Annotated in this window: 17 protein-coding genes; 7 read left to right on the forward strand and 10 right to left on the reverse strand. The window is 70.6% G+C overall.

Going from position 1 to position 23,492, the window contains the following annotated elements; genetic code table 11:
- The coding region (locus tag PD653B2_RS15765) for a (Fe-S)-binding protein (protein WP_133059050.1) at positions 1-729 on the forward strand (729 nt) is incomplete at its 5' end.
- On the opposite strand, the gene PD653B2_RS15770 is transcribed toward PD653B2_RS15765, so the two are convergent.
- The 3 genes from PD653B2_RS15770 to PD653B2_RS15780 are packed head-to-tail and all read right to left on the reverse strand — an operon-like array spanning position 677 to position 4,126.
- Positions 677-1,777: an agarase gene (locus tag PD653B2_RS15770; RefSeq protein ID WP_085873347.1), complete on the reverse strand. Its 1,101-nt coding sequence runs from the start codon at positions 1,775-1,777 to the stop codon at positions 677-679. The genes PD653B2_RS15765 and PD653B2_RS15770 overlap by 53 nt on opposite strands.
- Complete coding sequence (locus tag PD653B2_RS15775; protein ID WP_085873348.1) at positions 1,774-2,961, reverse strand: hypothetical protein; 1,188 nt, start codon at positions 2,959-2,961, stop codon at positions 1,774-1,776. The genes PD653B2_RS15770 and PD653B2_RS15775 overlap by 4 nt, the downstream gene beginning before the upstream one ends.
- A complete protein-coding gene (locus PD653B2_RS15780; RefSeq protein ID WP_085873349.1) occupies positions 2,954-4,126 on the reverse strand; it encodes an agarase in 1,173 nt (390 codons plus the stop codon). Before PD653B2_RS15780 ends, PD653B2_RS15775 begins: the two co-directional genes overlap by 8 nt.
- 96 nt (positions 4,127-4,222) lie before the next feature.
- Between PD653B2_RS15780 and PD653B2_RS15785 the strand changes: the two genes are divergently transcribed.
- The gene (locus PD653B2_RS15785) at positions 4,223-4,756 is read left to right on the forward strand and encodes a MarR family winged helix-turn-helix transcriptional regulator (protein WP_085873350.1); all 534 of its coding nucleotides are present in this window, start codon (positions 4,223-4,225) and stop codon (positions 4,754-4,756) included.
- 71 nt (positions 4,757-4,827) lie between these two features.
- On the opposite strand, the gene PD653B2_RS15790 is transcribed toward PD653B2_RS15785, so the two are convergent.
- From PD653B2_RS15790 to PD653B2_RS15820, 7 genes are read right to left on the reverse strand one after another with little or no spacing between them, the layout of a single operon-like run.
- Complete coding sequence (locus PD653B2_RS15790) at positions 4,828-6,387, reverse strand: glycoside hydrolase family 43 protein (protein WP_085873351.1); 1,560 nt, start codon at positions 6,385-6,387, stop codon at positions 4,828-4,830.
- Positions 6,384-8,708 carry an alpha-xylosidase gene (yicI, locus tag PD653B2_RS15795; protein ID WP_085873352.1) on the reverse strand — a complete coding sequence of 775 codons (2,325 nt, stop codon included), beginning with the start codon at positions 8,706-8,708 and terminating at the stop codon, positions 6,384-6,386. Before yicI ends, PD653B2_RS15790 begins: the two co-directional genes overlap by 4 nt.
- Positions 8,695-11,028 carry a hypothetical protein gene (locus PD653B2_RS15800; protein WP_085873353.1) on the reverse strand — a complete coding sequence of 778 codons (2,334 nt, stop codon included), beginning with the start codon at positions 11,026-11,028 and terminating at the stop codon, positions 8,695-8,697. The genes yicI and PD653B2_RS15800 overlap by 14 nt, the downstream gene beginning before the upstream one ends.
- Entirely contained in the window at positions 11,025-13,394 is a 2,370-nt protein-coding gene (locus PD653B2_RS15805) for a hypothetical protein (protein ID WP_085873354.1), read from the reverse strand. The genes PD653B2_RS15800 and PD653B2_RS15805 overlap by 4 nt, the downstream gene beginning before the upstream one ends.
- 50 nt (positions 13,395-13,444) lie before the next feature.
- Positions 13,445-14,266 carry a carbohydrate ABC transporter permease gene (locus PD653B2_RS15810; RefSeq protein WP_085873355.1) on the reverse strand — a complete coding sequence of 274 codons (822 nt, stop codon included), beginning with the start codon at positions 14,264-14,266 and terminating at the stop codon, positions 13,445-13,447.
- A gap of 1 nt (position 14,267) precedes the next feature.
- Complete coding sequence (locus PD653B2_RS15815) at positions 14,268-15,203, reverse strand: carbohydrate ABC transporter permease (protein ID WP_085873356.1); 936 nt, start codon at positions 15,201-15,203, stop codon at positions 14,268-14,270.
- Between the two features lie 58 nt (positions 15,204-15,261).
- On the reverse strand, positions 15,262-16,608 hold the full coding sequence (locus tag PD653B2_RS15820; protein ID WP_165763500.1) for an ABC transporter substrate-binding protein: 1,347 nt from the start codon (positions 16,606-16,608) through the stop codon (positions 15,262-15,264).
- A gap of 246 nt (positions 16,609-16,854) precedes the next feature.
- Here PD653B2_RS15820 and PD653B2_RS15825 point away from each other — a divergent pair, with 246 nt between their 5' ends.
- The 5 genes from PD653B2_RS15825 to PD653B2_RS15845 all read left to right on the forward strand — a co-directional run bounded on the left by PD653B2_RS15825 (position 16,855) and on the right by PD653B2_RS15845 (position 23,454).
- Entirely contained in the window at positions 16,855-17,946 is a 1,092-nt protein-coding gene (locus tag PD653B2_RS15825) for a LacI family DNA-binding transcriptional regulator (protein ID WP_133059049.1), read from the forward strand.
- A 30-nt stretch (positions 17,947-17,976) separates the two neighbouring features.
- Positions 17,977-19,857 (forward strand): glycoside hydrolase family 127 protein, encoded by a 1,881-nt coding sequence (locus tag PD653B2_RS15830; RefSeq protein ID WP_085873359.1) that lies wholly within the window; start codon positions 17,977-17,979, stop codon positions 19,855-19,857.
- A 54-nt stretch (positions 19,858-19,911) separates the two neighbouring features.
- Positions 19,912-20,958: a LacI family DNA-binding transcriptional regulator gene (locus tag PD653B2_RS15835; protein ID WP_242665303.1), complete on the forward strand. Its 1,047-nt coding sequence runs from the start codon at positions 19,912-19,914 to the stop codon at positions 20,956-20,958.
- A gap of 148 nt (positions 20,959-21,106) precedes the next feature.
- Complete coding sequence (gene araB / locus PD653B2_RS15840; protein ID WP_085873360.1) at positions 21,107-22,783, forward strand: ribulokinase; 1,677 nt, start codon at positions 21,107-21,109, stop codon at positions 22,781-22,783.
- Positions 22,780-23,454, forward strand: coding sequence for an L-ribulose-5-phosphate 4-epimerase (locus PD653B2_RS15845; RefSeq protein ID WP_085873361.1), 675 nt, complete (start codon positions 22,780-22,782; stop codon positions 23,452-23,454). Before araB ends, PD653B2_RS15845 begins: the two co-directional genes overlap by 4 nt.
- Positions 23,455-23,492 lie beyond the last annotated feature (38 nt).

A 23,492-nucleotide genomic window follows, 5' to 3' on the forward strand; every position in this document is an offset into this window, starting at 1 on the left:
GCCGTCGCCGAGCTGCTCGACATCGCCGGGGTCAGCTTCGGGGTCCTCGGCAACGGCGAGACCTGCACCGGCGACCCCGCCCGCCGCGCCGGCAACGAGTTCGTCTTCCAAGGCCTCGCCCAGCAGAACGCCGAGACCTTCACCGAGTACCGGGTCAAGAAGGTCGTCTCGACCTGCGCGCACTGCTTCAACACCCTCAAGAACGAATACCAAGAGTTCGGCATCGAGCTCGAGGTCGTCCACCACACCCAGCTCCTCAACCGGCTCGTGCGCGAGGGCAAGCTCACCCCGATCAAGGACGGCGAGGGCGCCCACCAGCGCTCCATCACCTACCACGACCCCTGCTTCATCGGCCGCCACAACGGCGTCTACACCCCACCCCGCGAGCTCCTCGAGATCCTCCCCGGGGCCGAGTTCGTCGAGATGGAACGCAACTCCGAGAAGTCCTTCTGCTGCGGCGCCGGCGGCGCCCGCATGTGGATGGAAGAGAACATCGGCGAACGCATCAACGTCAACCGCACCGTCGAGGCCATCAGCACCGGCGCCGACCAGATCGCCGTCGGCTGCCCCTTCTGCCGCGTCATGCTCTCCGACGGACTCACCGCCCAACAAGCCAAGGGCGAAGCACGCGAAGAAGTCGAGGTCCTCGACGTCGCCCAGATGCTCCTCGCCTCCGTCAAGGGCGAGGCAGGCGGGTCGCTCGCGCGTTCAGCTCACGGATCGGCGTGACGACGTCGGCGTACGGCTCGTCCCACGGGTCCTTCAGCCCCCAACCCCGCGCAGTGTTCTCGACATACCCGCACCAGTGCCAGCCCAGGAACCAGGGCTCAGCGAGCAGGGGCTCGAGCGCGGCGATGTAGTCCGCGCCCCGGGCCGCCTGCGATTCCAGTGCACTCGTCCGGTGCGGGTTGAGGGTGGTGGGCGTCCAGTTGCCGACATCGGCGAGGAGCACCGGCTTGCCGGTGTACTCGTGCCACGCCCGCAGGCGGCGCACCATCTCCTGGCGACCCTCCGCGGTCGGCTCCGGGAAGTACTGCACCGAGAGGACGTCGACGAAGTGCTTCATCGCGGTGAGTACCGCCCCGGGGATCCCCTTGTTCCCGTTGTAGCGGTCCCCGAGCACGAGGTGGTTCGGATCCGCGGCACGGATGTGCCTGGTGATGGTCTCGTAGTACCGGTAGGCGACGTCGTACAGCTTGATGTTGCGGGACCGCTCGTCGAGGCCGCGCAGGATCGCGAAGTCGGCGCCGCTGGCGTGCGGCAGCCAGGCGGGGATGTCGACCAGGAAGTAGCCGATCAGGTTCTCGCTGTCGACGTGGTCCACGCAGATGCTGCGGGCGAGGTACTCGCAGTAGGCGTCGAACTCCTCGGAGTAGACGTCGGGGAACCACGGGTGTCCGTTCCAGTCCTCGATCTCCGAGACGCGGATCTGGACGACGTAGGGCATCCCCGACGAAATCAGGTCCGCCGCAGACCACGGCAGCGAGTGGCCGAGGTCGATCGGCGCCCCGAACCAGTCGAGGGCCTCACCCCAGCCGCCGGTGACGTACTCCTGGGTCCAGCCGATCGTGTTGAAGCCCCAGGAGCGGAGGTCCTCGACGACGCCGTCGGCGATCCACGACCGGCGCGAGCCGTACCGCTGCTTCCACAGGTCGTGGTTGTGGGTGTACTTCAGGTTCGTCTCGTCGACGTGGTTGAGGCCGACGCTGACGAACGGCTCGCCCTGCGGGTCGACCAGGGTCCATGCGCCGTCGCTGTGGCTCAGTCGGAACGTCATCGCGCTGCACCTTCCGTTCGGTGGGACCGCTTGCTCACGGCGGCGTCCAGGTTCGCGTACAGATGCGAGTTGAAGTCCTGCATGATCTCGGTGCATTCGTACGGTTCGTCGAAGCGACTCTTGAGTCCGTACTTGCGCACCTTGTTCTGCATGAAGCTGCACCAGCCCCAGCCCACGACATAGCCCGAGGCGTAGGCCTTCTCGACCATCTCCACGTAGGCCTCGCCGCGCTCCTTCTCGTCCTGGACCCGCAGCTTCTCCCACCCTCCCTCGAACAGCGGGTCGTCCCGCGTCAGGAGGTCGTTGGGCGCCACGAACGCCGAGTCCGAGAGGAAGACCGGCTTGTCGCAGAGGCGCTGCCACGCGTCGAGGCTCTCCCGCATGATGTCGAACGGGTGGTACCAGTTCACCGAAAGGACATCGACGTACTCCCCCATCTCGGTGAAGACCACGGGCGGCGGCTCGGACGGTCCCGTCGGCAGCGTGTCCGCCCCCTCCACCAGGTCACCGAAGATCAGGTGGTCCGGGTCGTAGCGTCGGATGGCGTCGTGCGTGACCTGGTAGTAGCGACGAACGACGCGCCGCAGCGCCTCGTGGTCGTCCAAACCCTCCAGTGAGGGCGTGACCTCGCGGAACCGGGCGATGTCCCAGTGCGGCCGCGCGGTGTAGGCGTAGCCCACGAGGTTCGGGTCGTCGGCCAGCGGGGCACACCAGTACCGCGCCTGGTAGTCGCACCAGTCCTCGAAGTCCGTGCCGAAGACGTCCTTGTAGACCGCCTGTTGGTTCCATCGCTCGAAGCTGAGGAAGTCGATGTGCGGGATGTAGGGGAACCCGCTGCCGCGGTACTCGTCGGGCGTCCACTCCGGCGAGTGCCGCATCTGCGGGCTGACCCATTGCTTGGTCCAGGCCAGCGCGTTGAACCCCCACCCGCGCAGGGATGCGACGACGCAGTCGGAGATCCACGAGGAGCGGGACCCGTACCGCTCCCGGTACACGTCGATGCTCTCGGCGTACTTGAGCGCCGAGTCGTCGACATGCGCGATGCCGACGATGAAGAAGGGGTGGCCCTCGGGTGTCACCAGCCGCCAGCCGCTGTCGGACTTCTCGGTGCGGAAGAACCCCGTCGCAGCCAGCTGGGTCCGCAGGTCGCCGCCGTAGCGGTCGAAGCCGTCGCGCTCAGCCATCGGCCTGCTCCCGCCCGCGCTCGTGGACCGCGACGTTGAAGTCCCGCATCCGGCTCACGAGGTCGTCGTAGGGCTCGTCCCACGGGTCCTTGACGCCCCAGCCGCGCCCACCGACGTTCTCGACGTAGCCGCACCAGTGCCATCCGACGAGCCACGGCTCGTCGACGATCGCCCCGATCGCCGCCACGTAGTCCTCACCCCGCTCCGCCTGGTTCTCCAGGCCGCTGACCCGATGGGGGTTCAGCTCGGTGGGTGCCCAGTTGCCGAGGTCCGCGTTGATCACCGGCTTGCCGGTGATCTCATGCCAGCGCGCCAGGTCCTCGCGCATCCCTTGGCGTGACGCCTCGGTCGGCTCGGTGAAGTACTGCACCGAGAACACGTCCACGTGGGGTTGCATCGCACGGAGCACGGCCTCCGGGATGCCCTTGTTGCCGTTGTAGCGGTCGCCGAGCACGAGGTGGTTCGGGTCGTAGCGCCGGATGTGCCGCGTGATCGTCTCGTAGTACCGGCTCGCGACGTCGTACAGCTTCTGGTTGCGAGCGTCCCCGTGGAGACCCTTGAGCTGGGGGAAGTCATCGCCCGCCGCATGCGGGAGCCAGGCCGGGATGTCAACGAGGAAGTAGCCGATCAGGTTCGGGTCGTCGGCATGGTCGAAGCAGATCGATCGCGCCAGGTAGTCGCAGTACACGTCGAAGTCGTCGGAGTACACGTCCTTGAACGACGGATAGCCGTTCCAGTCCTCGATCTCCTGGACGCGAAGCTGGAGCACGTACGGCATGTTGGCGGTCCGGAAGTCGGCAGCACCCCAGGGCGCCGTCGAGTGGCCGAGGTCGATCGGGTCTCCGAACCAGTCCAGGGCCGTGCCCCAACCGCCGCTGATGTACTCCTGGGTCCAACCCACGGTGTTGAAGCCCCAGGACCGCAGGTCGTGGACGACGCCGCGGCGGATCCACGTGTCCCGGTCTCCGTACCGATCCCGCCAGATGGCGGCGTTGTGGGGGAACTTCAGGTTGGACTCGTCGACGTGGTTCATGCCGATGCTGACGAAGGCCGCACCGTCGGGGTCCACCAGGAACCAGCGTCCGGCGGACTGCTCCACCCGGAAGAAGCCTGTCGCTGGGAACCGCCGCCCGGCGTCCCCGCCGTAGGCACTGAACTCTGTCATGAGCCGATCCGCCCTTCTGTCTGACCGAGAACGTTTTATGTCGCTTCAGGACAGAAACAGTTCCACAAGACGTGTGCGCAGTGCAATGATTTCGACGTGCACGAATTCGACAGCTCCGCGGCACCACCGTTCGCCGCCGCGGTCCGCAGCGTTCTCACCGCCAGTCGAGCCCTCGTGGCGGTGAGCGCCCGGTCGCTGGCAGCTCTGGGCGAGGAGGTCACGCTTCCGGAATACCGCGCTCTGGTCCTCCTCGCACGGACCGGCGGGAGTCGCGTCATCGACCTCGCCGGCGCCATGTCGCTCAACCCGTCGACCGTCTCGAGGATGTGCGACCGACTGCTCCGCAAGGGCCTGGTCTCGCGCACCTCGGAGGAGAGCGACCGGCGCGCAGTGCGGTTGACGTTGACCGAGACCGGCCGCGCCCTGGTCGACGAGGTGACGCGCGCCCGCACCGTCGAGATCGAATCGATCGTCGCGCGGGTCTCCCCCGCCCACCGGGCCCTCCTGGTCGCCGGCTTCCAGGCCTTCGCCGACGCCGCCGGCGAGGTCGGTGATGACCTGTGGCCCACCGCGGTACTGGGATGGCTCCCCCTGCCCGGAGATTCCTCGGCGCCGGGAGAGGGCGGCTGAGCGGCTCGGCCGAGGGCGGTGGCGGTGGCGGGCCATGCGTCGCACCACTGGCCGGCAGCCGGTAGCGCTCGTCAGCTGCTGCGGGCGCCTGCCGGGTTCCCGGTCGGTCCGGGTTCGTAGTCGAACCAGTCGAACGCGCAGACGCCGCGCTCGGCGACCATCCCGATCACCCGGCCGGTGAAGCCGCCGGCCACCTCGGTGGAGAAGTAGCGGCCGTCGAGCTCGGCGAGGACCTCGACGACGCCGTCCCGCTCGACCGCCAACCGCACCACGTCCGGGCCCGGTAGCTCGCCCAGGCCGCCGGGCACGACGGCGTGCGGTGACACGTCGACGACGAGGACGGCCTCCTCCTCCCAGGCACGGGCAGCCACCTCGACCTCCGCAGGGCCGATCCGGGCCCGGCAGACGACCCGGCCGTCGCCGACGAGGATGGCGACGTGGTGCCGCTCGTCGATGCGGACCGCCAGGCCGCCCACCCCGCGCCGGGCGTCGACGCGGGTCCGGATGCGGCAGGCGAGGTGCTGCTGGCGGCGCCCGACGAACGCGGGGCGCGACCCGTCGAGACCGTCGTCGGTGGCCGAGAGCACGAGCCAGCCCGGCCGCTGCGAGGTCGAGGCGAAGGACTCCGGACGGCTGCGCGGGGACACCCACACCGGCGCCAACGCAGGCTCGTCGAAGTCGTCGCGGACCGTCTCGTCGTCGCGGGCGTCGACGGCCCAGGACACGTCGACGTGATCCTCCACCGGTGCCGGGACGGGCCAGCCGCCGCGGAAGTCGACCGGGGTCAGGAAGGTCTCACGCCCGAGCACATGGAACTGGGGCGTGCCTCCACGAGGCCGCACTCCGAGCACCAGCGCCCACCACGTGCCGTCCGGCGCGCGGACCAGGTCCGCGTGGCCCGTGCTCTGGATCGGCCGCTGCGTGCTGCGGTGGCTGAGCACGGGATTGTCGGGACATCCCTCGAAGGGGCCTCCCGGCCGGCGAGCGCGGGCGACGGAGACCGCATGGCCGCGCTCCGTGCCGCCCTCCGCGATGAGCAGGTACCACCAGTCGTCGACGTGGTACAGGTGCGGCGCCTCGGGGTAGGCCAGCCCCGACCCCGACCAGATCGGTCGCGGCTCCTCCAGGAGCAGCCCCTCCTCCGGGTCCACGCGAGCCTGCAGGATCTGGTGGAGGTAGGTGCCGTCGGGCTCGGTGCCGGCCCAGGTGAGCCAGCACTCGTCGCCGTCCCAGGCCAGGTCCGGGTCGATTCCCCACGCCCCCGCCACGGGGACCGGGTCCGACCAGGGACCGGTGGCGCTCGGCGAGGAGAGGATCACCACCTCGGGGCGCGAGGTGAGGCTGGTCGCGATCCAGAACCGCCCGCCGTGGTGCCGCAGCACCGGGGCGAACACCCCGCCGGATGCCGGCACGGTCGACAGGTCGACCTGGCCGGGCCGTTGGAGCGCATGGCCGATCGGATGCCACCGGACCAGGTCCCGGCTGTGGAAGAGCGGCAACCCCGGGAGGTACTCGAACGACGAGCAGGCGAGGTAGTAGTCCGCGCCCACACGACACACCGACGGATCCGGGTAGAAGCCCGGCAGCACCGGGTTCGGCCAACGGCTCCCGCCACCCCGGACCCCGGTCACGACGAGACGAGCCGCATCCGCACGGTGGCGTCCGCGCGGAGCGGGCTGACGAGCAGGCCACGTTCCTCGACGGTCGCCGACGCGTCGAGCAGCTCGGCCACCTCGTCGACGCCGGCCAGCAGCACCCGCCACTGAGGAGAGCCGACGCCCTGGACCTCGAGCCAGTCGCCGGCACGACGGACGACGAAGGTCGCCGGGTCTCCCTGTCGGGGCGCCGGCACCGACACCGTGCGCTCCCCCTCGACGGGGCCGAAGACCTCGAGCGTGACCCCGTCGCGGTAGTCGTACTCCGGCTCGTCGTCGCGGCCACCGACCGGGATCACCGCTCCCGGCCGGACGAGGAGCGGCAGCGTGGCGAAACCGTGCCGCTCACGCACCCACCGTGGACCCTCGACCACGGCGCCGGTGAGGTAGTTGGTCCAGCGCCCCTCCGGCACGTAGAAGTCGACGTCGCCCTCGTCATCGAAGACCGGCGCGACGAGAAGGTCCGGTCCGAGCAGGTACTGCCGGTCCAGGCCCGGGCAGGCGGGGTCGTCGGGGAACTCCAGGACCATGGGCCGCAGCACCGGGATGCCCTCCTCGTGCGCCTCCCGCGCGGCTCCGTAGAGGTACGGCATCAGCCGCATCTTCAGGCGCGTGAAGCTGCGCAGCACCTCCACCGACTCCTCGTCGAAGATCCACGGCACCCGGTAGGACTCGCTGCCGTGCAACCGGCTGTGGGAGGACAGCAGCCCGAACGGCACCCAGCGCTTGTAGAGCGCGGGGGTCGGCGTCCCCTCGAAACCGCCGATGTCGGCGGTCCAGAAGCCGAAGCCCGACATCGCGAGCGACAGCCCGCCCCGCAGGGACTCCGCCATCGACACGTACGACGGCTCCGGGTCGCCGCCCCAGTGCAACGGGTACTGCTGGGAGCCGACCGTCGCCGACCTCGCGAAGACGACGGCGTCGTCGTCGCCACGTCGGGAGCGGATCGCCTCGACGACGGTGCGGTTGTAGAGCAGGGGGTAGTAGTTGTGCATCAGGTGCGGGTCGGAGCCGTCGTGCCACTCGACGTCGACGGGGATCTGCTCCCCGAAGTCGGTCTTGAAGCTGTCCACCCCCAGGTCGAGCAGTCCCTGCAGGTGGCCGGTGAACCAGTCCCGCGCCTGGGGGTTGGTGAAGTCCACGATGCCCATCCCGGCCTGCCACGTGTCCCACTGCCACACGTCCTCGGTGCCCGCGCGGCGCACCAGGTACCCGTGGTCGCGGGCCTCCTCGAAGAGGTCGGACTGCTGGGCGACGTAGGGGTTCATCCACACCGACACCCGCAGACCCCGCTGCTTGAGCCGGGCCAGCATCCCGGCGGGGTCCGGGAACGTGCGTCGGTTCCACCGGAAGTCGCAGAGGTGGAACTCCTGCATCCACAGGCTGTCGAAGTGGAAGACGCTGAGCGGGATGTCGCGGGCAGCCATCTCGTCGACGAGCCCGGAGACGGTCTCCTCGTCGTAGGACGTCGTGAACGACGTCGACAGCCACAGGCCGAACGACCACGGCGGTGGCAGGCCCGGCCGCCCGGTGAGCGCGGTGTACTTGCGCAGGATGTCCTTGGGGTCGGGGCCGTAGATCACGAAGTAGCGCAGCACCTGCCCGGGCACGCTGAACTGGACCCGGGAGACGACCTCGGACCCGACCTCGAACGAGACCCGGTCGGCGGAGTCGACGAACACGCCGTACCCCTGGTCGGTGAGGTAGAAGGGGATGTTCTTGTAGGCGAGCTCGCTGCTGGTGCCGCCGTCGTCGTTCCAGCAGTCGACCACCTGGCCGTTCTTGACGAAGGACGTGAACCTCTCGCCCAGGCCGTAGACCGACTCGCCCACTCCCAACGCGAGGCGGTCGAACGTGCGGACGCCGTCCTCGGTGCGCGCCCGCCCCATGCACTTGCGGTCACTGGAGGTGAGGGTTTGTCCCCGTGCCCGGAAGCGAAGCGCCCAGTCGTCGCCGAGGTCGGCGTGCACCGACAGCTCTCCCGTCTGCAACACGGCCTCCGCCGCGTCGACCGTGATCTCGACGGGGTGGTCCGATCCCGACTGCAGCGCGAAGCGCGGGCCGCGCTCGCGCCCGCCGAGGTGGTTCGCGACGGTGACGGCGACCACGTCGGGCATCGGCGAGGAGCACTCGACGGTGACGACCGGACAGCTGACGGAGTCGCCGACGCCGCGGAGCCGCCGCGTGGGCACGTGCACCCGGAAGCTGCGCTCGGCGGGCACGACGTCGTACGCCGCGACCGCGTGGTCGAGCGTGACCTCCGGCCGGATGCGCCAGTAGCCGTCATTGAACTTCATCGCGCACCTTCCGGCCGTCCAGGACAGCGGCGCGCAGGTCGTCGGTCCCGTAGCGGGCCATCAGCTCCTGGTGCGACCAGATCGTGACGGCCGAGATCCACGGGAAGCAGGTCTTGTTCCCCTCGCCCTTGCCCCGGCCGCCGAACTCGGTGCCCACGAACATCGGGTCGTCGGCCCAGCACCAGCTGATCAGCACCCCCTCCTCCTGCAGCCCCGGCCGGGCGTAGCCCCAGTCCTTGCCGGGCAGCGCCACGTTCTCGTTGCACGCGTTGAGCAGCAACACGGCGATCTCGAGGAAGCCCTCGTCGGCGCCGAGGCGGGCCAGCTCGACGAGGTCGGGGACGGCGATGACACCCATCGGGTGCACGTAGCCCGCTCCCGGCGCGTCGCAGCCCGGCCAGCCCGTGCTGCGGAAGCCCTGCTCGGCCAGCGTCGAGCCCTCCGGGAGCGGGACGTCCCAGAGCCAGACCCAGGAGCACACCAGCCAGGCACCGACGGTGGCGCGCTCGAGGTAGGTCCTCTCGCCGGTCGCACGGTGCATCTCCAGCTGGCCCCGGAAGGCGAAGATGATGCTCTCGTGGTCGACCAGCTGCGGCCGGGCGTACATGCTGTCGTGGATGCCGCCGTTGAACTTCAAGCCCTCGACGAAGGTCGTGTACGCGAAGTCGGTGGCACGACGCGCGACGCCGAGCCACTCGTCCGCACCGGTGAGGGCGTGCAGCTTCAGCAGGAACGGCACGACGGTGGCCGTCGACGACGTGCGCTGGACGTCGGTCTGGCCGAACCAGAAGTCGGGCTCGGTGAGGGGTCGGCCCTCGAGGTCGTAGGCGCGGTACCACGCGCCGTCCTCCCGCTGGGCATCCGCGAGGAACCGCGCGAACCGGCCGGCCGCCTCCAGCCACGCCGGGTGCTCCACCCCCTGGGCGCGTTCCAGCTCGACGGCGAGGAGCAGCGCGTCGTACTCCTCGGCCAGGCAGCGCAGGTAGGTGCCGTCACGGCCGGCGAGCGCCTCGATGACGGGCCGCAGGTGCTCGTGCAGCGGCCCCATGAGGGTCTCCAGGTCCTCGCCGGGCTCGGCGTACGCCAGCGGCAGCAGCAGTCCGGTCCACCAGCTGTCGTAGCGCTCCCGGTCCAGGTTGTAGAGGCCGTGGACCAGGCCGCCCGGGTTGCGCAGGGCGTCCTCGACGTAGAAGTCGACCACCGACAGGGCGCGGAGGCGGTTCTCCTGGGCGTCCTCCCGGTCGACGGCACGCAGGAGACAGCACGCGTTGAGCAGGTTCTGACCGGTGAAGCCGTACTGGATGACGTTGCTGAGCTGCGTCCCGTCCTGCGGGTGACAGTTGGTGACGAAGCCCGCGGCGGTGGTCGTCGCGGACCTGGCGTAGTACGGCAGGAGTGCGTCGATGCGCGCGTCCGTGATCACCTGCAACGGCGCCGTGAGCTCCACCGGGCGCGGCCGTAGCTGCGCCACCCGGGCCTGCCAGACGTCGCGGAGTGCGTCGTGCGGAGTGCTGGCGGGGCGCACGGCCAGGCCGTAGGACACGGTCAGCTGCTCTCCTGGGACCGCCGGCCAGTACGCACCCCACCCCGGCCGGGTCCGGACGACCAGGGCGTGCGTGCCGTCCGGCTCCACGAACGGGTAGGCGGCGGACAGCCGGCAGCTGCCCGCGGCCACCGGCTCGAGACCCAGGCTGCCGATGTCGGTGCGCTGCAGGAAGCGGCGCTGGCCGCGGACCCGGTCCGGCGGCGGGTCGAACTCCGGTGGGTCGACGCGGGAGACGGCCCAGGCCAGCTCGGACCGCGGCTCGTAGGCGAGGATGCTCAGCGCCGAGAGCCGGTCGTCGCGGTAGAACAGCGTCTGCGTGCCGGCGTAGTCGTCGACGTGGTCGCCGTCGAGGTCGTTGAGGTCGTACATCGCTCCCGGGGCGAAGAAACGGAAGTCCTCGAAGGTCGCGTCCACCGTCGGAAGGACCTCGAGGACGAGGCGCACCCCCGCGCCGTCGCTCGGAGCCTCGGTCACCGCCAGGCTGCGGTCGACCCGCCACTCGTCGGCTGCCACCCTGCTCCAGGTGTCCTCGACGCGGCAGTGCACGCCGTGGTCGGCCCTCACCAGCGCCGTCCCCACGAGCAGGTCGTCGCCGGTGGCGGTGACGTCGTCGTACCCCACCGCGACCCGCCCTTCCGTGGCGTCGGCGGGGGGCCCAGCAGGGTGCAGGGTGTCGACGACCACCGGCGCGGGCGCCTTGGCCACCGGTGTCTCGTCGAGCAGCCACACCAGACCCCAGCCCGACGCGCCGCGGTGGGGACGCAGGTCGATCATCGGCTGCCTGCCGCGGCACTGCCGCCGGTCCAGTCGCCACCCCGGGCCGGCATGCCGGTCTGGGAGCGCACCTGCTCCATGTCGGCCGACCCGTAGCGGTCCACGAGCTTCCAGTAGCACGACATCGCCACCGCGGGGATCCACGGGAAGCAGGTCTTGTTGCCCTCGCCCTTGCCCCGGTCGCCGAAGGCCGTGTCCTCGAAGATGGGGTCGTCACCGAGCCACCAGCTGATCAGGTACCCCTCCTCCTGGAGGCCCGGGGACGCGTATCCCCAGTCCTTCCCAGGTACGGCGACCGTCTGGTTGCAGCCGTGGAGCAGCAGCTCGGCGACGTCGACCATCGACGGGTCCTCGGCGAGGCCTGCGATCTCGATGAGCTCCGGCACGGCGATCACCTCGAACGGGTGCACGTACCCCGTCGCACAGGTGTCGCAGGCGCCGATCCCCGTCGAGCGGAAGCCGTGCTGCGCCAGCGTGCTCGTGCTCGGCAGCGGGACGTCCCACAGCCAGGTCCAGGTCGCGAACAGTCGGGCCGCTCGGATGGCGCCCACCCGGAAGTACTCACCGCCGACGGCACGGTAGAGCTCCAGCAGCCCGAGCATCGGGTAGAGGATTCCCTCGTTGTCGATGAGCTGGCCCTTGGCGTAGATCGGGTCGTGGATGCCGCCGTTGAACCGCACCGGGTCGACGAGGCGCTCGCGCACGAAGTGCCCCGCGCGCACGGCGGCGGCCAGGAACCTCTCGTCGCCGGTCAGCTCGGTCAGCTTCACCAGCGTGGGGATCGGCGTCGAGCTGGACGACTTCTGCTCGTACGGGGTCGTGCCGAACCAGATCTCGGGCTGGGTGAGCGGCTTGCCCTCGTGGTCGTACGCCCGGTACCACGACCCGTCGGGCTCCTGGACCCGCAGGAGGAACTCGCCGTACCGACGCACGGCCGCCAGCCACTCCTGGTGCTCGCGCCCGCGGTCGCGCTCGAGCTCGTAGCCGAGGAGAACCCCGAAGGCGCTCTCGGACATGCAGCGCAGGTAGGAGCCCTGGAGCTGCTGGAGCTGGGGGATCTCCTTCTCCCACTTCTTGTAGATCGGCCCCATGAGCTCCTCGAGGTCTCCCCCCGGCTCGGCGTACGCGAGCGGGAGCAGGAGCCCCGTCCACCAGCAGTCCATCTTCTGCTTCGGGGCGTTGTAGAGGTCATAGAACATCCCCGGCTCCGCGAGGTGCCCCTTGTCCACGAAGAAGTCCAGGGCCCGGACGCCGTGCGCCGTCCACTCGTCCTCGCCGAACCGCATCATGAGGTAGGCGTTGAGGGTGTTCTGCCCGGTGAAGCCGTACTGGATGATGTCGGCGAGCTGCTCGCCGACCTGCGGGTGGCAGTTCAAGACGTAGCCGGCCGGCGCGTTGGGGTCGACCGAGGCATCCGTCTCGAGGTAGTAGTGGTCGAGGGACTCCGCGCGCAGGCGCGTGATCTCGTCCAGCGACGCCGGGAGCTCGACCGGCACGGGCCTCAGGTCCGCGACGCGGCGCCGGAAGCTGCCCCACATGGCCTCGTGGAAGTCCGGGTACGGCTCCGCCCGGAGCTGGTAGGAGACCTCGAACGGGTGCTCGGAGGTCACCGGCCACATCGCCTCCCACGCCGGTCGCTCGACGAGCAGGAGCGCATGCGTGGACTCCCCCTCGTCGAAGGGGTAGCAGGCGTCGAGGAGCAGCTGCGGCATCGTGTCGTCCACCGGCTCGTAGCCGATGCTCCCGATGTCGCCGTCGTGGAGGAACAGGCGCTCCTTGTCGGGACGGTGCGGCAGCTCGTCCCACTCCGGGACATCGGCCCGGATGAGCGTCAGCGCGACGCCCCGCTTCTCGTGGTAGGCGGTGAAGCTGAGCGCGTTGAGGCGATCATCGCGGAACCGCATCTTCAGGCCCGGCAGGTAGTCGTCGACGCCGTCCTCGTCGAGGTCGTTCTTGTCGTAGACGGCGGAAGGAGCGAAGAAGCGGAAGTCCGCGAGGCGCCCGCCTTCGGGGAACGGGGTCGCGGCACGCAGCCGGAGCCGGACCCCCTCGGGGCCGCCGTCGCCCTCGACCGCCAGGGTGCGGTCGACCTGCCAGGTGTCGTCATCGGCTCGGGACCACCGGTCGCGGACTCGCGCCTGCGCGGACCCTCCGACCGGTACGGAGCAGGACGCCTGCAGGACCTCTCCGTCCCACTCGGCGTGCTCGTACCCCGCCTCGTGACGCGTCACCTGCTCGGCGCCCGCGGACCACGTCTCGAGGACCACGGGTGTCGGGATGCGCAACACCTCCTCGTCCCTCGCACCGCGGAGGCTCAGTGTCAGGGCGACACCGTCGGACGAGTCGTGGTGGGTGAGGTGCAGCATCAATGCTCCTTCGAAGTGGCGGTGGTGGGGGAGGTGCGGGCTGTGGGTGTTCAGCCGGTCGAACCGCCGACAGCGAGGCCCTTCTTGAGGCCTCGCTGGGCGAGGAAGGTGAAGGCCAGGACCGGCAGCACGTAGAGGGATGCGCCGGCGGTCACCGGACCGAAGTCGAAGCCCACGCTGGTGATCCCGCTGGCGAGCCCCACGGGCACGGTCTGTGCCTCGGGGCTGCGGGTGAGGGCGAGAGCGAAGATGAACTCGTTCCACGCGGTGATGAAGCTCAGCGACGCCGCCACGCTCACCGCCGGCAGTGAGATGGGGAGCGCGATCCGCGTGAAGATCGCAAACGGCCCGAGCCCGTCGACCTCCGCAGCCTCCACGATCTCCCCCGGGATCTCCCGGAAGAAGCCCTCGAGGATCCAGACGATCAAGGGCAGCTCGATCGAGACGTAGGTGATGATCAGCGCCCACGGGGTGTCGAGCAGGTTCGCCGACTTCATGAACAGGAAGTACGGGATCATCAAGGTGACCGGGGGGAACATGCGGGTGGCGACGATGACGCCGAAGAGCACCCCACTGAGCCGGTAGCGGAACCGCGCGAAGCCGTAGGCCGCGGGCGCCCCGAGGACGAGCGCGATCACCGTGCTGGTCGTCGACACCACCAGGCTGTTGCGGAAGTAGGACAGGAAGTTCCCGCTCAGCGTGACCCGGTACTGGCTGAGGGTCGGCGGGTCGGGCAGGAGGGTCGGCGGGATCGAGAGCAGGTCGCGGTCGTACTTGAACGACATCAGCGCGGTCCACGTGAACGGTGCGAGCACGTAGAGCGCGATCAGGACGAGCACGCCGTAGGTGAGGAACTTGCGACCGATGGCCATGTCAGGAGTCCTCTCGAGTGCGCAGCAACCGGAAGGCGACGAAGCTCAGCACCGCCACCAGGACCACGAGCACGAACGACGCCGCGGCGCCACCGGCGAAGTCGGCCCGCACGAAGGTCTGCCGGTAGATGAAGTTCGTGAGGACGTCGGTGGAGCGACCGGGCCCACCACCGGTGAGGTTGTAGACGAGGTCGAACATCCGGAACGCGTCGGCCATCCGGATCACGATGATGATCAGGAGCGCGGGGCGCAGCATCGGCAGGAGGATGTAGCGGAGGATCTGGAAGGACCCGGCGCCGTCGATCCGGGCCGCCTCGAACGGGTCCTTGGGGAGGTTGCTCATCGCGGCGAGGAAGACGAGGACGACGAACGGCGTGGCCAGCCAGAGGTTGGACAGCAGGATCGCGATGCGGGCGAAGTTGGCATCGACGAACCACAGCGGCGCCGTGACCCCGACCCGCTGCAGGATCGCGTCGATGGCGCCGTAGTCGTCCGCGAACAGGAAACGGAACTGCAGGCCGGCCACGCTGGGCGCCATCATCAGGGGCAGGGTCACGATGAGCCGGAAGACGCTCATCCCCCGCAGGTTCTGGTTGATGAGCAGCGCGATCGCGAGGCCCACCACGATCTCCAGCACCAGCGTCGTCACCACGAAGGCCACCGTCAGGAACAGGGCGTTGACGAACTCGGAGGAGTCGGCCAGCTCGCGGTAGTTCTCGAGCCCGACGTAGCCCTCCTGGCTGTCGGGTCGCAGCAGGTCGAACGACCGGAAGCTGAGGTTGAGGCTGTAGACCATGGGATAGCCGACGATGGCTGCCACCGCGAGCAGCGCCGGCAACGTGAACAGCACCCCGGTGGCGTGGCGCCGGCGGGCCGCCGCCCGGCGGCCCCGGCCCGCCGGGCGACCCCGGTCCGCCGGTGCGGCGGACCGGGGCACCCGGGCCTCGGAGACGTGCGGAGTAGATCCAGAGCCGTGGGTCACGATCGCCGTGGCCCTATCCGGCGACGATCTTCTCGATGTCGGCCTGGGCCGCGCTCAGCTCGTCTGCGGGCGAGTTCTGGCGCGTCATCACGTTGTTGAGGGCGAGCGACACCCGGTTGTGGATGTCCGGCCACTTGGGGTGCGACGGGATCGTCTCGCTCTGCGCGACGGACTGCGTCATCACGGTGATCGCGTCGGCGGTCGCCTTCGAGATCCCCGCGTCCTCGCTGATCGCCTGGGACACCGACTGGCGCGGGACCGGGTTGACGAAGGTCTGCCCCAGCTTCTTGGACATGTCCGGGCTCGCCGCCCACTTCACGAACTCGAACGCCGCGTCCTTCTTCTTCGACCCGGCGGCGATCAGGTAGCCCCAGGAGAAGACCTCGGCACACTGCTTGACCTTGCCGGGCTGCAGGGCGACCGCGTACTCGTCGACGACCTTGGACTGCGACTCGTCGGCGCCGAGCCCGAAGATGTAGGGCCAGTTCGGGCAGGTCGCCAGCTTGCCCTGCAGGAACAGGTTGCCGGTGTCGCCGTTGTCGAACCCGGCAGCTCCCGGCGGACTGGTCTTGTCGTCGTACTGGACCGTCAGCATGTACTCGAAGGCGTCCAGAGCGGGCTGGTCGTTGAACGTGACGTTCCCGTCGGCGTCGAGGACTCGTCCGCCGGCCTGCTGCAGGATGTCCATGAACTTCGCTCCGGGCTCGATCCCGTTCTTGCCCTCCATCACCGTCCCGTATATGTCGGCCGAGGCGTCGGTGAGGGCCTTGGCCGCCACCCGGTACTCGTCCCAGGTGGTCGGCGGGGCCGAGATCCCGGCCTGCTGGAACAGGTCGGTGCGGTAGTAGAGGACCGAGTTGTGGACGATGTACGGGAGGCCGTACAGCGTGTCGTCGACGGTGAGCGTCTCGAGCCCGACGGGCAGGAAGTCGTCGAGGTCACCGGAATCCACGTAGTCGGCGAGCGGCTCGAGGTAGCCGGCCGTCGCGAACTCCGCGACCCAGGGCTGGTCGCCCTGGAAGACGTCGATGACACCGCCACCGCCGATCGACTCGGTGAGGAACCGCTCGTGCATGTTGTCGTGCGGCACCTCCACCCACTTGACGGCGATGCCCGTCTCCTTCTCGAACGCAGCGGCGTTCTTCTTGTGGAAGTCGGTGTAGGGGGAGCCCTGCTCCGCCCCGACCGTGATCGAGTCACCGCCACCGCCTCCGCCTCCCGAGTCACTCCCGGAGCCGCATGCGGCGAGGAGGCTGCTGCCTCCCACCGCGGCACCCGCGAGCAGACCCGTGTTGACGAGGAAGTTGCGACGGCCGAGGGGCCGAGTCCCCCATCGCGGTCCCTGATTGATGCCTGGCATGCCCACTCTCCTTTCGACCCTCTGGCCCCGTTCGGAACGGTCCCGGCGGCGGCCTCGGCGAGGCGTGGTCGGGGCGTGACCCCGACGTCGTGTGACTTGTGCCACAACGATGGGATCGAATGTAGGCATACGAATTCACGCCGTCAACACCTGACTGTTCCGGCACCCGCACACGGCCGCGTAGAGTGGCGGCCGGCGGCGCACTCCACGCCTGCCGGCACCATTCTTCGAAGGGGAAAGCGCCACGTGAGCAACCGTGCTCGGCCCTCCTCACCTGCCGACCGGCCGGTGACGATGAAGGACGTGGCCCGCGCCGCAGGCGTCTCGCAGAGCACGGTGTCTCGCATCCTGAGTGGCACTCCCCTGCCGCTCTCGATCTCGGACGCCACCCGGGGTCGGGTGCACGCCGCGGCACGATCGCTCGGCTACCGGCCGAACCCGTTCGCCCGCGCACTGCGGGGTGCGCCCTCGATGCTGCTCGGCGCGATCGTCCGCGACATCACCGACCCGTTCCTGGCCGCCGCGACCGAGGCCCTGTCGCTCGACGCCAGGCGACTCGGCTACAACATCGTGCTGGGTCTCGCCCACGGCAGCGCGACCGAGGCGCTCGAGCTGGCCGCCGTCCTCGAGGCACGCCAGTGCGACGCCATCGTGATCCTCGGCGACATGCAGCACCAGCCCCAGCTGCTCGACGACCTGCGGGCCGCCGAGGTGCCGGTCATCGCCCTGTGGCAGGGCTCGGAGCTCCAGGACATCTCGGCAGTCAACGTCGACAACGCCAAGGGAGTGGCCGCAGCCGTCCAGCACCTGCAGGACCTCGGCCACGAGCAGATCGCGTTCATCAGCAGCCAGCTGCTCGGCGACATCCGCGAACGGCAGGCCGCCTATGTCGCGGCCGTCGGACCGGTCCCCGAGGGCTATCTCCAGCACGTGGCGAACTCGCCGGCCGGCGGCGCCGACGCGCTCGCCGCGATGCTCCGCCTGCCCGAGCCGCCGACTGCGGTGATCGCCTCCACCGACGTGGTCGCGATGGGCGTCCTCCACGCCGCCGCCGAGCACGGCCTGACCGTTCCGGACGACCTGTCCGTGGTGGGCTTCGACGACATCCCCCTGGCCCGCTTCTGCGTACCGGCGCTGACGACCGTGCGCATGCCGACCACCGAGATGGTCGCGGCGGCCGCCGGCCTCGTCGCCGAAGCGCTGGACCGGGGCCGCGAGCAGAGCTCACCCGTGGTCCGGCTGTTCGACCCCGAGCTCGTCATCCGCAAGTCGTCGGCGCCACCGCCGGCCCGACGCCGACCCGCCGCTCTCGACGGGCGGCCGTGGGAAGCCCGTTGACGCCCCTCATGTGAGCGTTAACATGGCCGAATGGCCGGACGCCTCCACGCTGCCCTCGACGCACTACCGCCCGGCTCGGTCGCCCTCGAGGGCGGCTTCTGGGCTCGGCTCCAGGACCTCAACCACACCGACATCATCGACCACTGCGCCACCTGGGCGGAGCGCATGGGGTGGATCGCCAACTTCGACGCGGCGGCGGCCGGGTCGGCGTTCGACCGCGCCGGCATCGAGTTCGTCGACTCCGACGTCTACAAGCTCCTCGAAGCCATGGCCCACGAGGTTGCGCGCACCGGCGACGAGCAGCTGGAGCAGCGCTATGCCGACATCGCCGACCGCGTGGTCGCCGCCCAGGAGGCCGACGGCTACCTGCACACCGCCTTCGGGCGTCCGGGCCAGCGGCCGCGCTACAGCGACCTGGAGTGGGGCCACGAGCTCTACTGCTTCGGCCACCTGTTCCAGGCGGCCGCAGCGCGCCTCCGGTCCGGACGCGAGGATCGCCTGACCGCCGCGGCGCTTCGCCTCGCCGACCATCTCCACGCCACGTTCGGTCCCGGAGGACGAGCCGCAGTCTGCGGACATCCCGAGGTGGAGCTGGGGCTCGTCGACCTCTACCGCGCCACCGGCCGGGACCAGGACCTCGAGCTCGCGCGCCTGTTCGTCGACCGCCGCGGTCGGGGGCTGCTCGGACCCATCGAGTTCGGCCCCGCCTACTTCCAAGACGACGTGCCGGTCCGCGAGGCCGAGGTCCTGCGGGGGCACGCGGTCCGGGCGCTCTACCTGGCCGCGGCGGCGGTCGACGTCGCGGTCGAGACCGGCGACGAGGCGCTCCTCCACGCCGTCGAGGCGCAGTGGAAGCGAACCATGGCCCGGCGCACCTACCTCACCGGAGGCATGGGTTCGCGCCACCAGGACGAGTCCTTCGGCGAGGACTACGAGCTCCCGCCCGATCGCGCGTACGCCGAGACCTGCGCGGCCATCGCCTCGGTGATGCTGGCCCGGCGGCTGCTGCTCGCGACCGGAGATCCGAGGTACGCGGACACGATCGAGCGCACGCTGCTGAACGCGGTCCTGTGCTCGCCGCGCGAGGACGGCCGGGCGTTCTTCTACGCCAACACCCTGCACCAGCGCACCGCCGGCGCACTGGCCGACGAGTCCGTGGCCAGCTCGCGCGCGCACGGCCTGCTGCGCTCGCCGTGGTTCGACGTCTCCTGCTGCCCGACGAACGTCGCTCGCACCGTGGCGAATGTCGGCGAGCTGTTCGCCACGGGCGACGAGTCAGGGCTCCAGCTCCACCTGTACGGCGACTTCAGCGCGGGCACCACGCTGGCGAACGGCGATCGCCTCGAGGTGCGGGTGCGCTCGGGCTACCCGAACGCGGAGCGCGTCGAGGTGGAGCTGCTCACCCCCCTCCCCGCCGCGAGCCGGATCGACCTCCGGGTGCCGCCGTGGACCGACGGCCGTGCCACCGTCGACCTCGGCACCGGCGCGGAGCCGGTGCCCGGGCGGCAGATCCGGGTCGCGGGTCCGCTCCCTGCGGGGACCCACGTCGTGGCCCGGTTCCCCATGCGTCCGCGCTTCGTCGCGGCCGACGACCGCATCGATGCGGTCCGCGGCCAGGTCGCCGTCGAGAAGGGTCCGTTCGTGCTGGCGGTCGAGGACGTCGACCTACCGTCCGGCGCGCACGTCGCCGACCTGGAGATCGACACCTCCACCCCGCCGCTCGCCACCCCCGACGGGGCCGACGTCCGCGTGCTGATCCGCCGACGACCGGACTCCCCCTGGCCCTATCGAGACCTGACCGGAGCCGAGCTGAGGGACGAGAGCCACGAGGCCGTCGTCGGGTACCGTCCCTACTACCGTTGGGGCAACCGGGGCCCGACCACCATGCGGGTCTGGACACCCCGACACTGAACACCGGACGCCCTCCCCCGGATGCGTCGCCGCACGACGAGAGGAGGCGATGCCGTGGCTGCCGATGACCACGGACCGATCCCGCCGCGGCGTCCCGTCGTCATGGCCGACGTCGCCCGCCGGGCCGGGGTGTCCATCCAGACCGTCTCCCGTGTCGTCAACGGCAGCCCGAACATCCGGGCCTCGACCAAGGATCGGGTCGAGCGCGCGGTCCGGGACCTCGGGTACCGCCCGAACCACCTGGCCCGCGCCCTGGTGACTCGACGATCGCGGATCATCGGCATCATCACGACGGCGGCCGGCCAGTACGGCCCCGCGAGCATCCACCGCAACCTCGAGGATGCGGCGAGGGCGGCCGGCTTCTTCGCCGGCTCGGTCGGGCTCGAGGCCGCGACCGGCGACTCGCTCGCGAAGGCCATCGAGCACCTGATGCGCCAGTCCGTGGAGGGCATCGTGATGGTGACGGGCCAGGCCGCGGCCCTGGACCTGGTGCGCAGCCAGGGGCTCGACGTCCCCCTGGTGGTCGTGGAAGGGGACCTGAGCCGGTCGGCCCTGGCCGTCGGCGTCGACCAGCACCGCGGGGCCTACGACGCCACCCGCCACCTGCTCGACCTCGGGCACCGCCGCATCGCCCACGTCGCGGGGCCGCCGGACTGGACCGAGGCGACGGCCCGGATGCAGGGATGGCGAGACGCGCTCACGGAGGCCGGACTCTCCCCGGCTCCCGCGGTCGTCGGCGACTGGACGGCCGCCAGCGGCTACCGGGCGGGTCGCGAGCTCGCCCGGGACCACAGCATCACCGCGGTCTTCGTCGCCAACGACCAGATGGCGCTGGGCGTGCTCCGCGCCCTGCACGAAGCCGGCCGCCCGGCGCCCGGCGACGTGAGCGTGATCGGGTTCGACGACATCCCCGAGGCGGCCTACCTGATCCCCCCGTTGTCGACGGTGCGGCAGGACTTCGCCGAGGTCGGCCGTCGCGCCATCGCCGTGCTGGCCGCCGCGATCGCCGGCTCCCGCACGGAGCCGGCCGGCCTGGTACAGCCCACCCTGGTGCCGCGGGCGAGCACCGGCCCGGTCGCGGACCGCACCCCGCGGGGCTGACGGCGCCGGCGCACGGACCCGACCAGCCCTTCTTGACCGACGCGATGTTAACGTTCACAATCGTGGCGTCCCCGAGGCTCCGACGGCCCACCGGGACGGCCGGACGGGTCGGCAGTCGGGCCCGCAAACCGACACCGAGGAGGTCTTCGTGACACGAGTGCAGTACGTCGTCGGCGTGGACTTCGGCACCCTCTCGGGTCGGGCGGTCGTCGTGCGGGTCTCCGACGGCCGGGAGGTCGGCGCCGCCACCCACGAGTACGCCCACGGGGTCGTCGAGCGCACCCTGCCCGGGAGCGGCCGGCGACTGCCGTCGGAGTGGGCACTGCAGGTGCCGGCGGACTACCGTGACGTGCTGCGCGTCGCCGTCCCCGCCGCCGTGGCCGAGGCCGGCGTCGACCCGGCCGACGTGATCGGCATCGCCACCGACTTCACCGCGTGCACGATGGTCCCGTGCCTCGCTGACGGGACGCCGCTGTGCGAGGTCCCGGAGCTCTCGGATCGACCGCACGCCTACGTCAAGCTGTGGCGTCACCACGCCGCCCAGGAGCAGGCGGACCGGATCAACCGCATCGCCGCCGAGCGCGGTGAGACGTGGCTGGCGCGCTACGGCGGGCTGATCTCCTCGGAGTGGGAGTTCGCCAAGGGACTCGAGGTCTTCGAGGAGGACCCCGAGGTCTACGCGCAGATGGACCACTGGGTCGAGGCCGCCGACTGGATCGTGTGGCAGCTGTGCGGGAGCTACGTCCGCAACGCGTGCACCGCCGGTTACAAGGGCATCCACCAGGACGGCCGCTACCCCTCCGAGGAGTTCCTCGAGGCCCTCGCGCCGGGGTTCGGCGGGTTCGTCCGCGACAAGCTGGACCGTTCCGTCCGGCCGCTCGGCGAGGCCGCGGGCACGCTGACCGCCGAGGCGGCGGCCTGGACCGGGCTGCCCGCCGGCATCGTGGTCGCGGTGGGCAACGTGGACGCCCACGTGACCGCTCCTGCCGCCGGCGCCGTCGACCCCGGCCAGATGGTCGCGATCATGGGCACCTCGACCTGCCTGGTGATGAACTCCGAGGAGCTCCACGAGGTGCCCGGCATGTGCGGGGTGGTCGACGGGGGCATCCTGGAGGGCAGCTGGGGCTACGAAGCCGGGCAGAGCGGCGTCGGCGACATCTTCGGCTGGTTCGTCGCGAACTTCGTGCCACCCGCCTACCACGACGCGGCCCGCGAGGCGGGCGAGTCCCTGCACGAGCACCTCACGCGCCTGGCCGCCCAGCAGGAGGTCGGCGAGCACGGGTTGGTCGCCCTCGACTGGGAGAGCGGCAACCGGTCGGTGCTCGTCGATCACGAGCTCAGCGGGCTGCTGCTCGGGATGACGCTGGGCACCCGCCCCGAGGACGTCTACCGCTGTCTGCTCGAGGCGACCGCGTTCGGCACCCGGGTGATCGTGGAGACCTTCCGCGAGCACGGCGTCGACGTCGACGAGTTCGTGGTGGCCGGCGGCCTGGCGAAGAACGAGCTCCTCATGCAGATCCAGGCCGACGTGCTGCGGCTGCCGCTCTCGCTGATCGAGTCGCAGCAGGGCCCGGCCCTGGGGTCGGCGATCCACGCCGCCGTCGCAGCGGGCGCCTACCCGGACGTGCGCACGGCCGCCGCGAGCATGGGACGTCGCCGCCGAGGCGCGTACCTGCCCGACCCGGATCGCGCCGCGTCGTACGACCGCCTCTTCCGCGAGTACCGGGAGCTGCACGACCACTTCGGCCGCGACGTCGCCGCGATGCGGCGACTCGCCGCGCTGCGGGGGGAAGTCGCCGATCGCCGGGCGGTGGTGCCGGTATGACCGCCGTGCGGGACGTCGCTGCGGTCGCCGCCGTGCGGACGGAGGTCGCCGCCCTGCATCGTGAGCTGATCCGCTACCAGCTCGTGGTCTGGACGGCCGGCAACGTGTCGGCACGGGTGCCCGGCCACGACCTGTTCGTGATCAAGCCCAGCGGGGTGCCGTACGACGAGCTGACGCCGGACAACATGGTGGTCTGCGACCTGGACGGCCGGGTGGTCGACGGCGACCACGCCCCGTCCTCGGACACCGAGGCACAGGCCTACGTCTACCGGGCCATGCCGCAGGTCGGCGGCGTGGTCCACACCCACTCGACCTACGCCACCGCCTGGGCGTCGCGCGCGGAGCCGATCCCCTGCGTCCTGACGATGGTCGCCGACGAGTTCGGCGGGGAGATCCCCGTGGGCCCGTTCGCCGGGATCGGCGACGACTCCATCGGGCGCGGGATCGTCGAGACGCTGTCGGGGAGCCGGTCGACCGCCGTCTTGATGCAGAACCACGGCGTGTTCGCGATCGGGCGCACCGCTCGCGACGCGGTCAAGGCCGCCGTCCTGTGCGAGGACGTGGCCCGCACCGTGCACATCGCCCGCCAGCTCGGCGAACCGGTGGCCATCCCCCAGCAGCAGGTCGACCAGCTGTTCGACCGTTACCAGAACGTCTACGGGCAGCGCTGAGCCGCGAGCGACCACCCGGCAGCGCAACCCACGGATAC

The sequence above is a fragment of the Nocardioides sp. PD653-B2 genome, assembly GCF_002117935.1.
In the GTDB taxonomy this organism is placed as follows: domain Bacteria; phylum Actinomycetota; class Actinomycetes; order Propionibacteriales; family Nocardioidaceae; genus Nocardioides.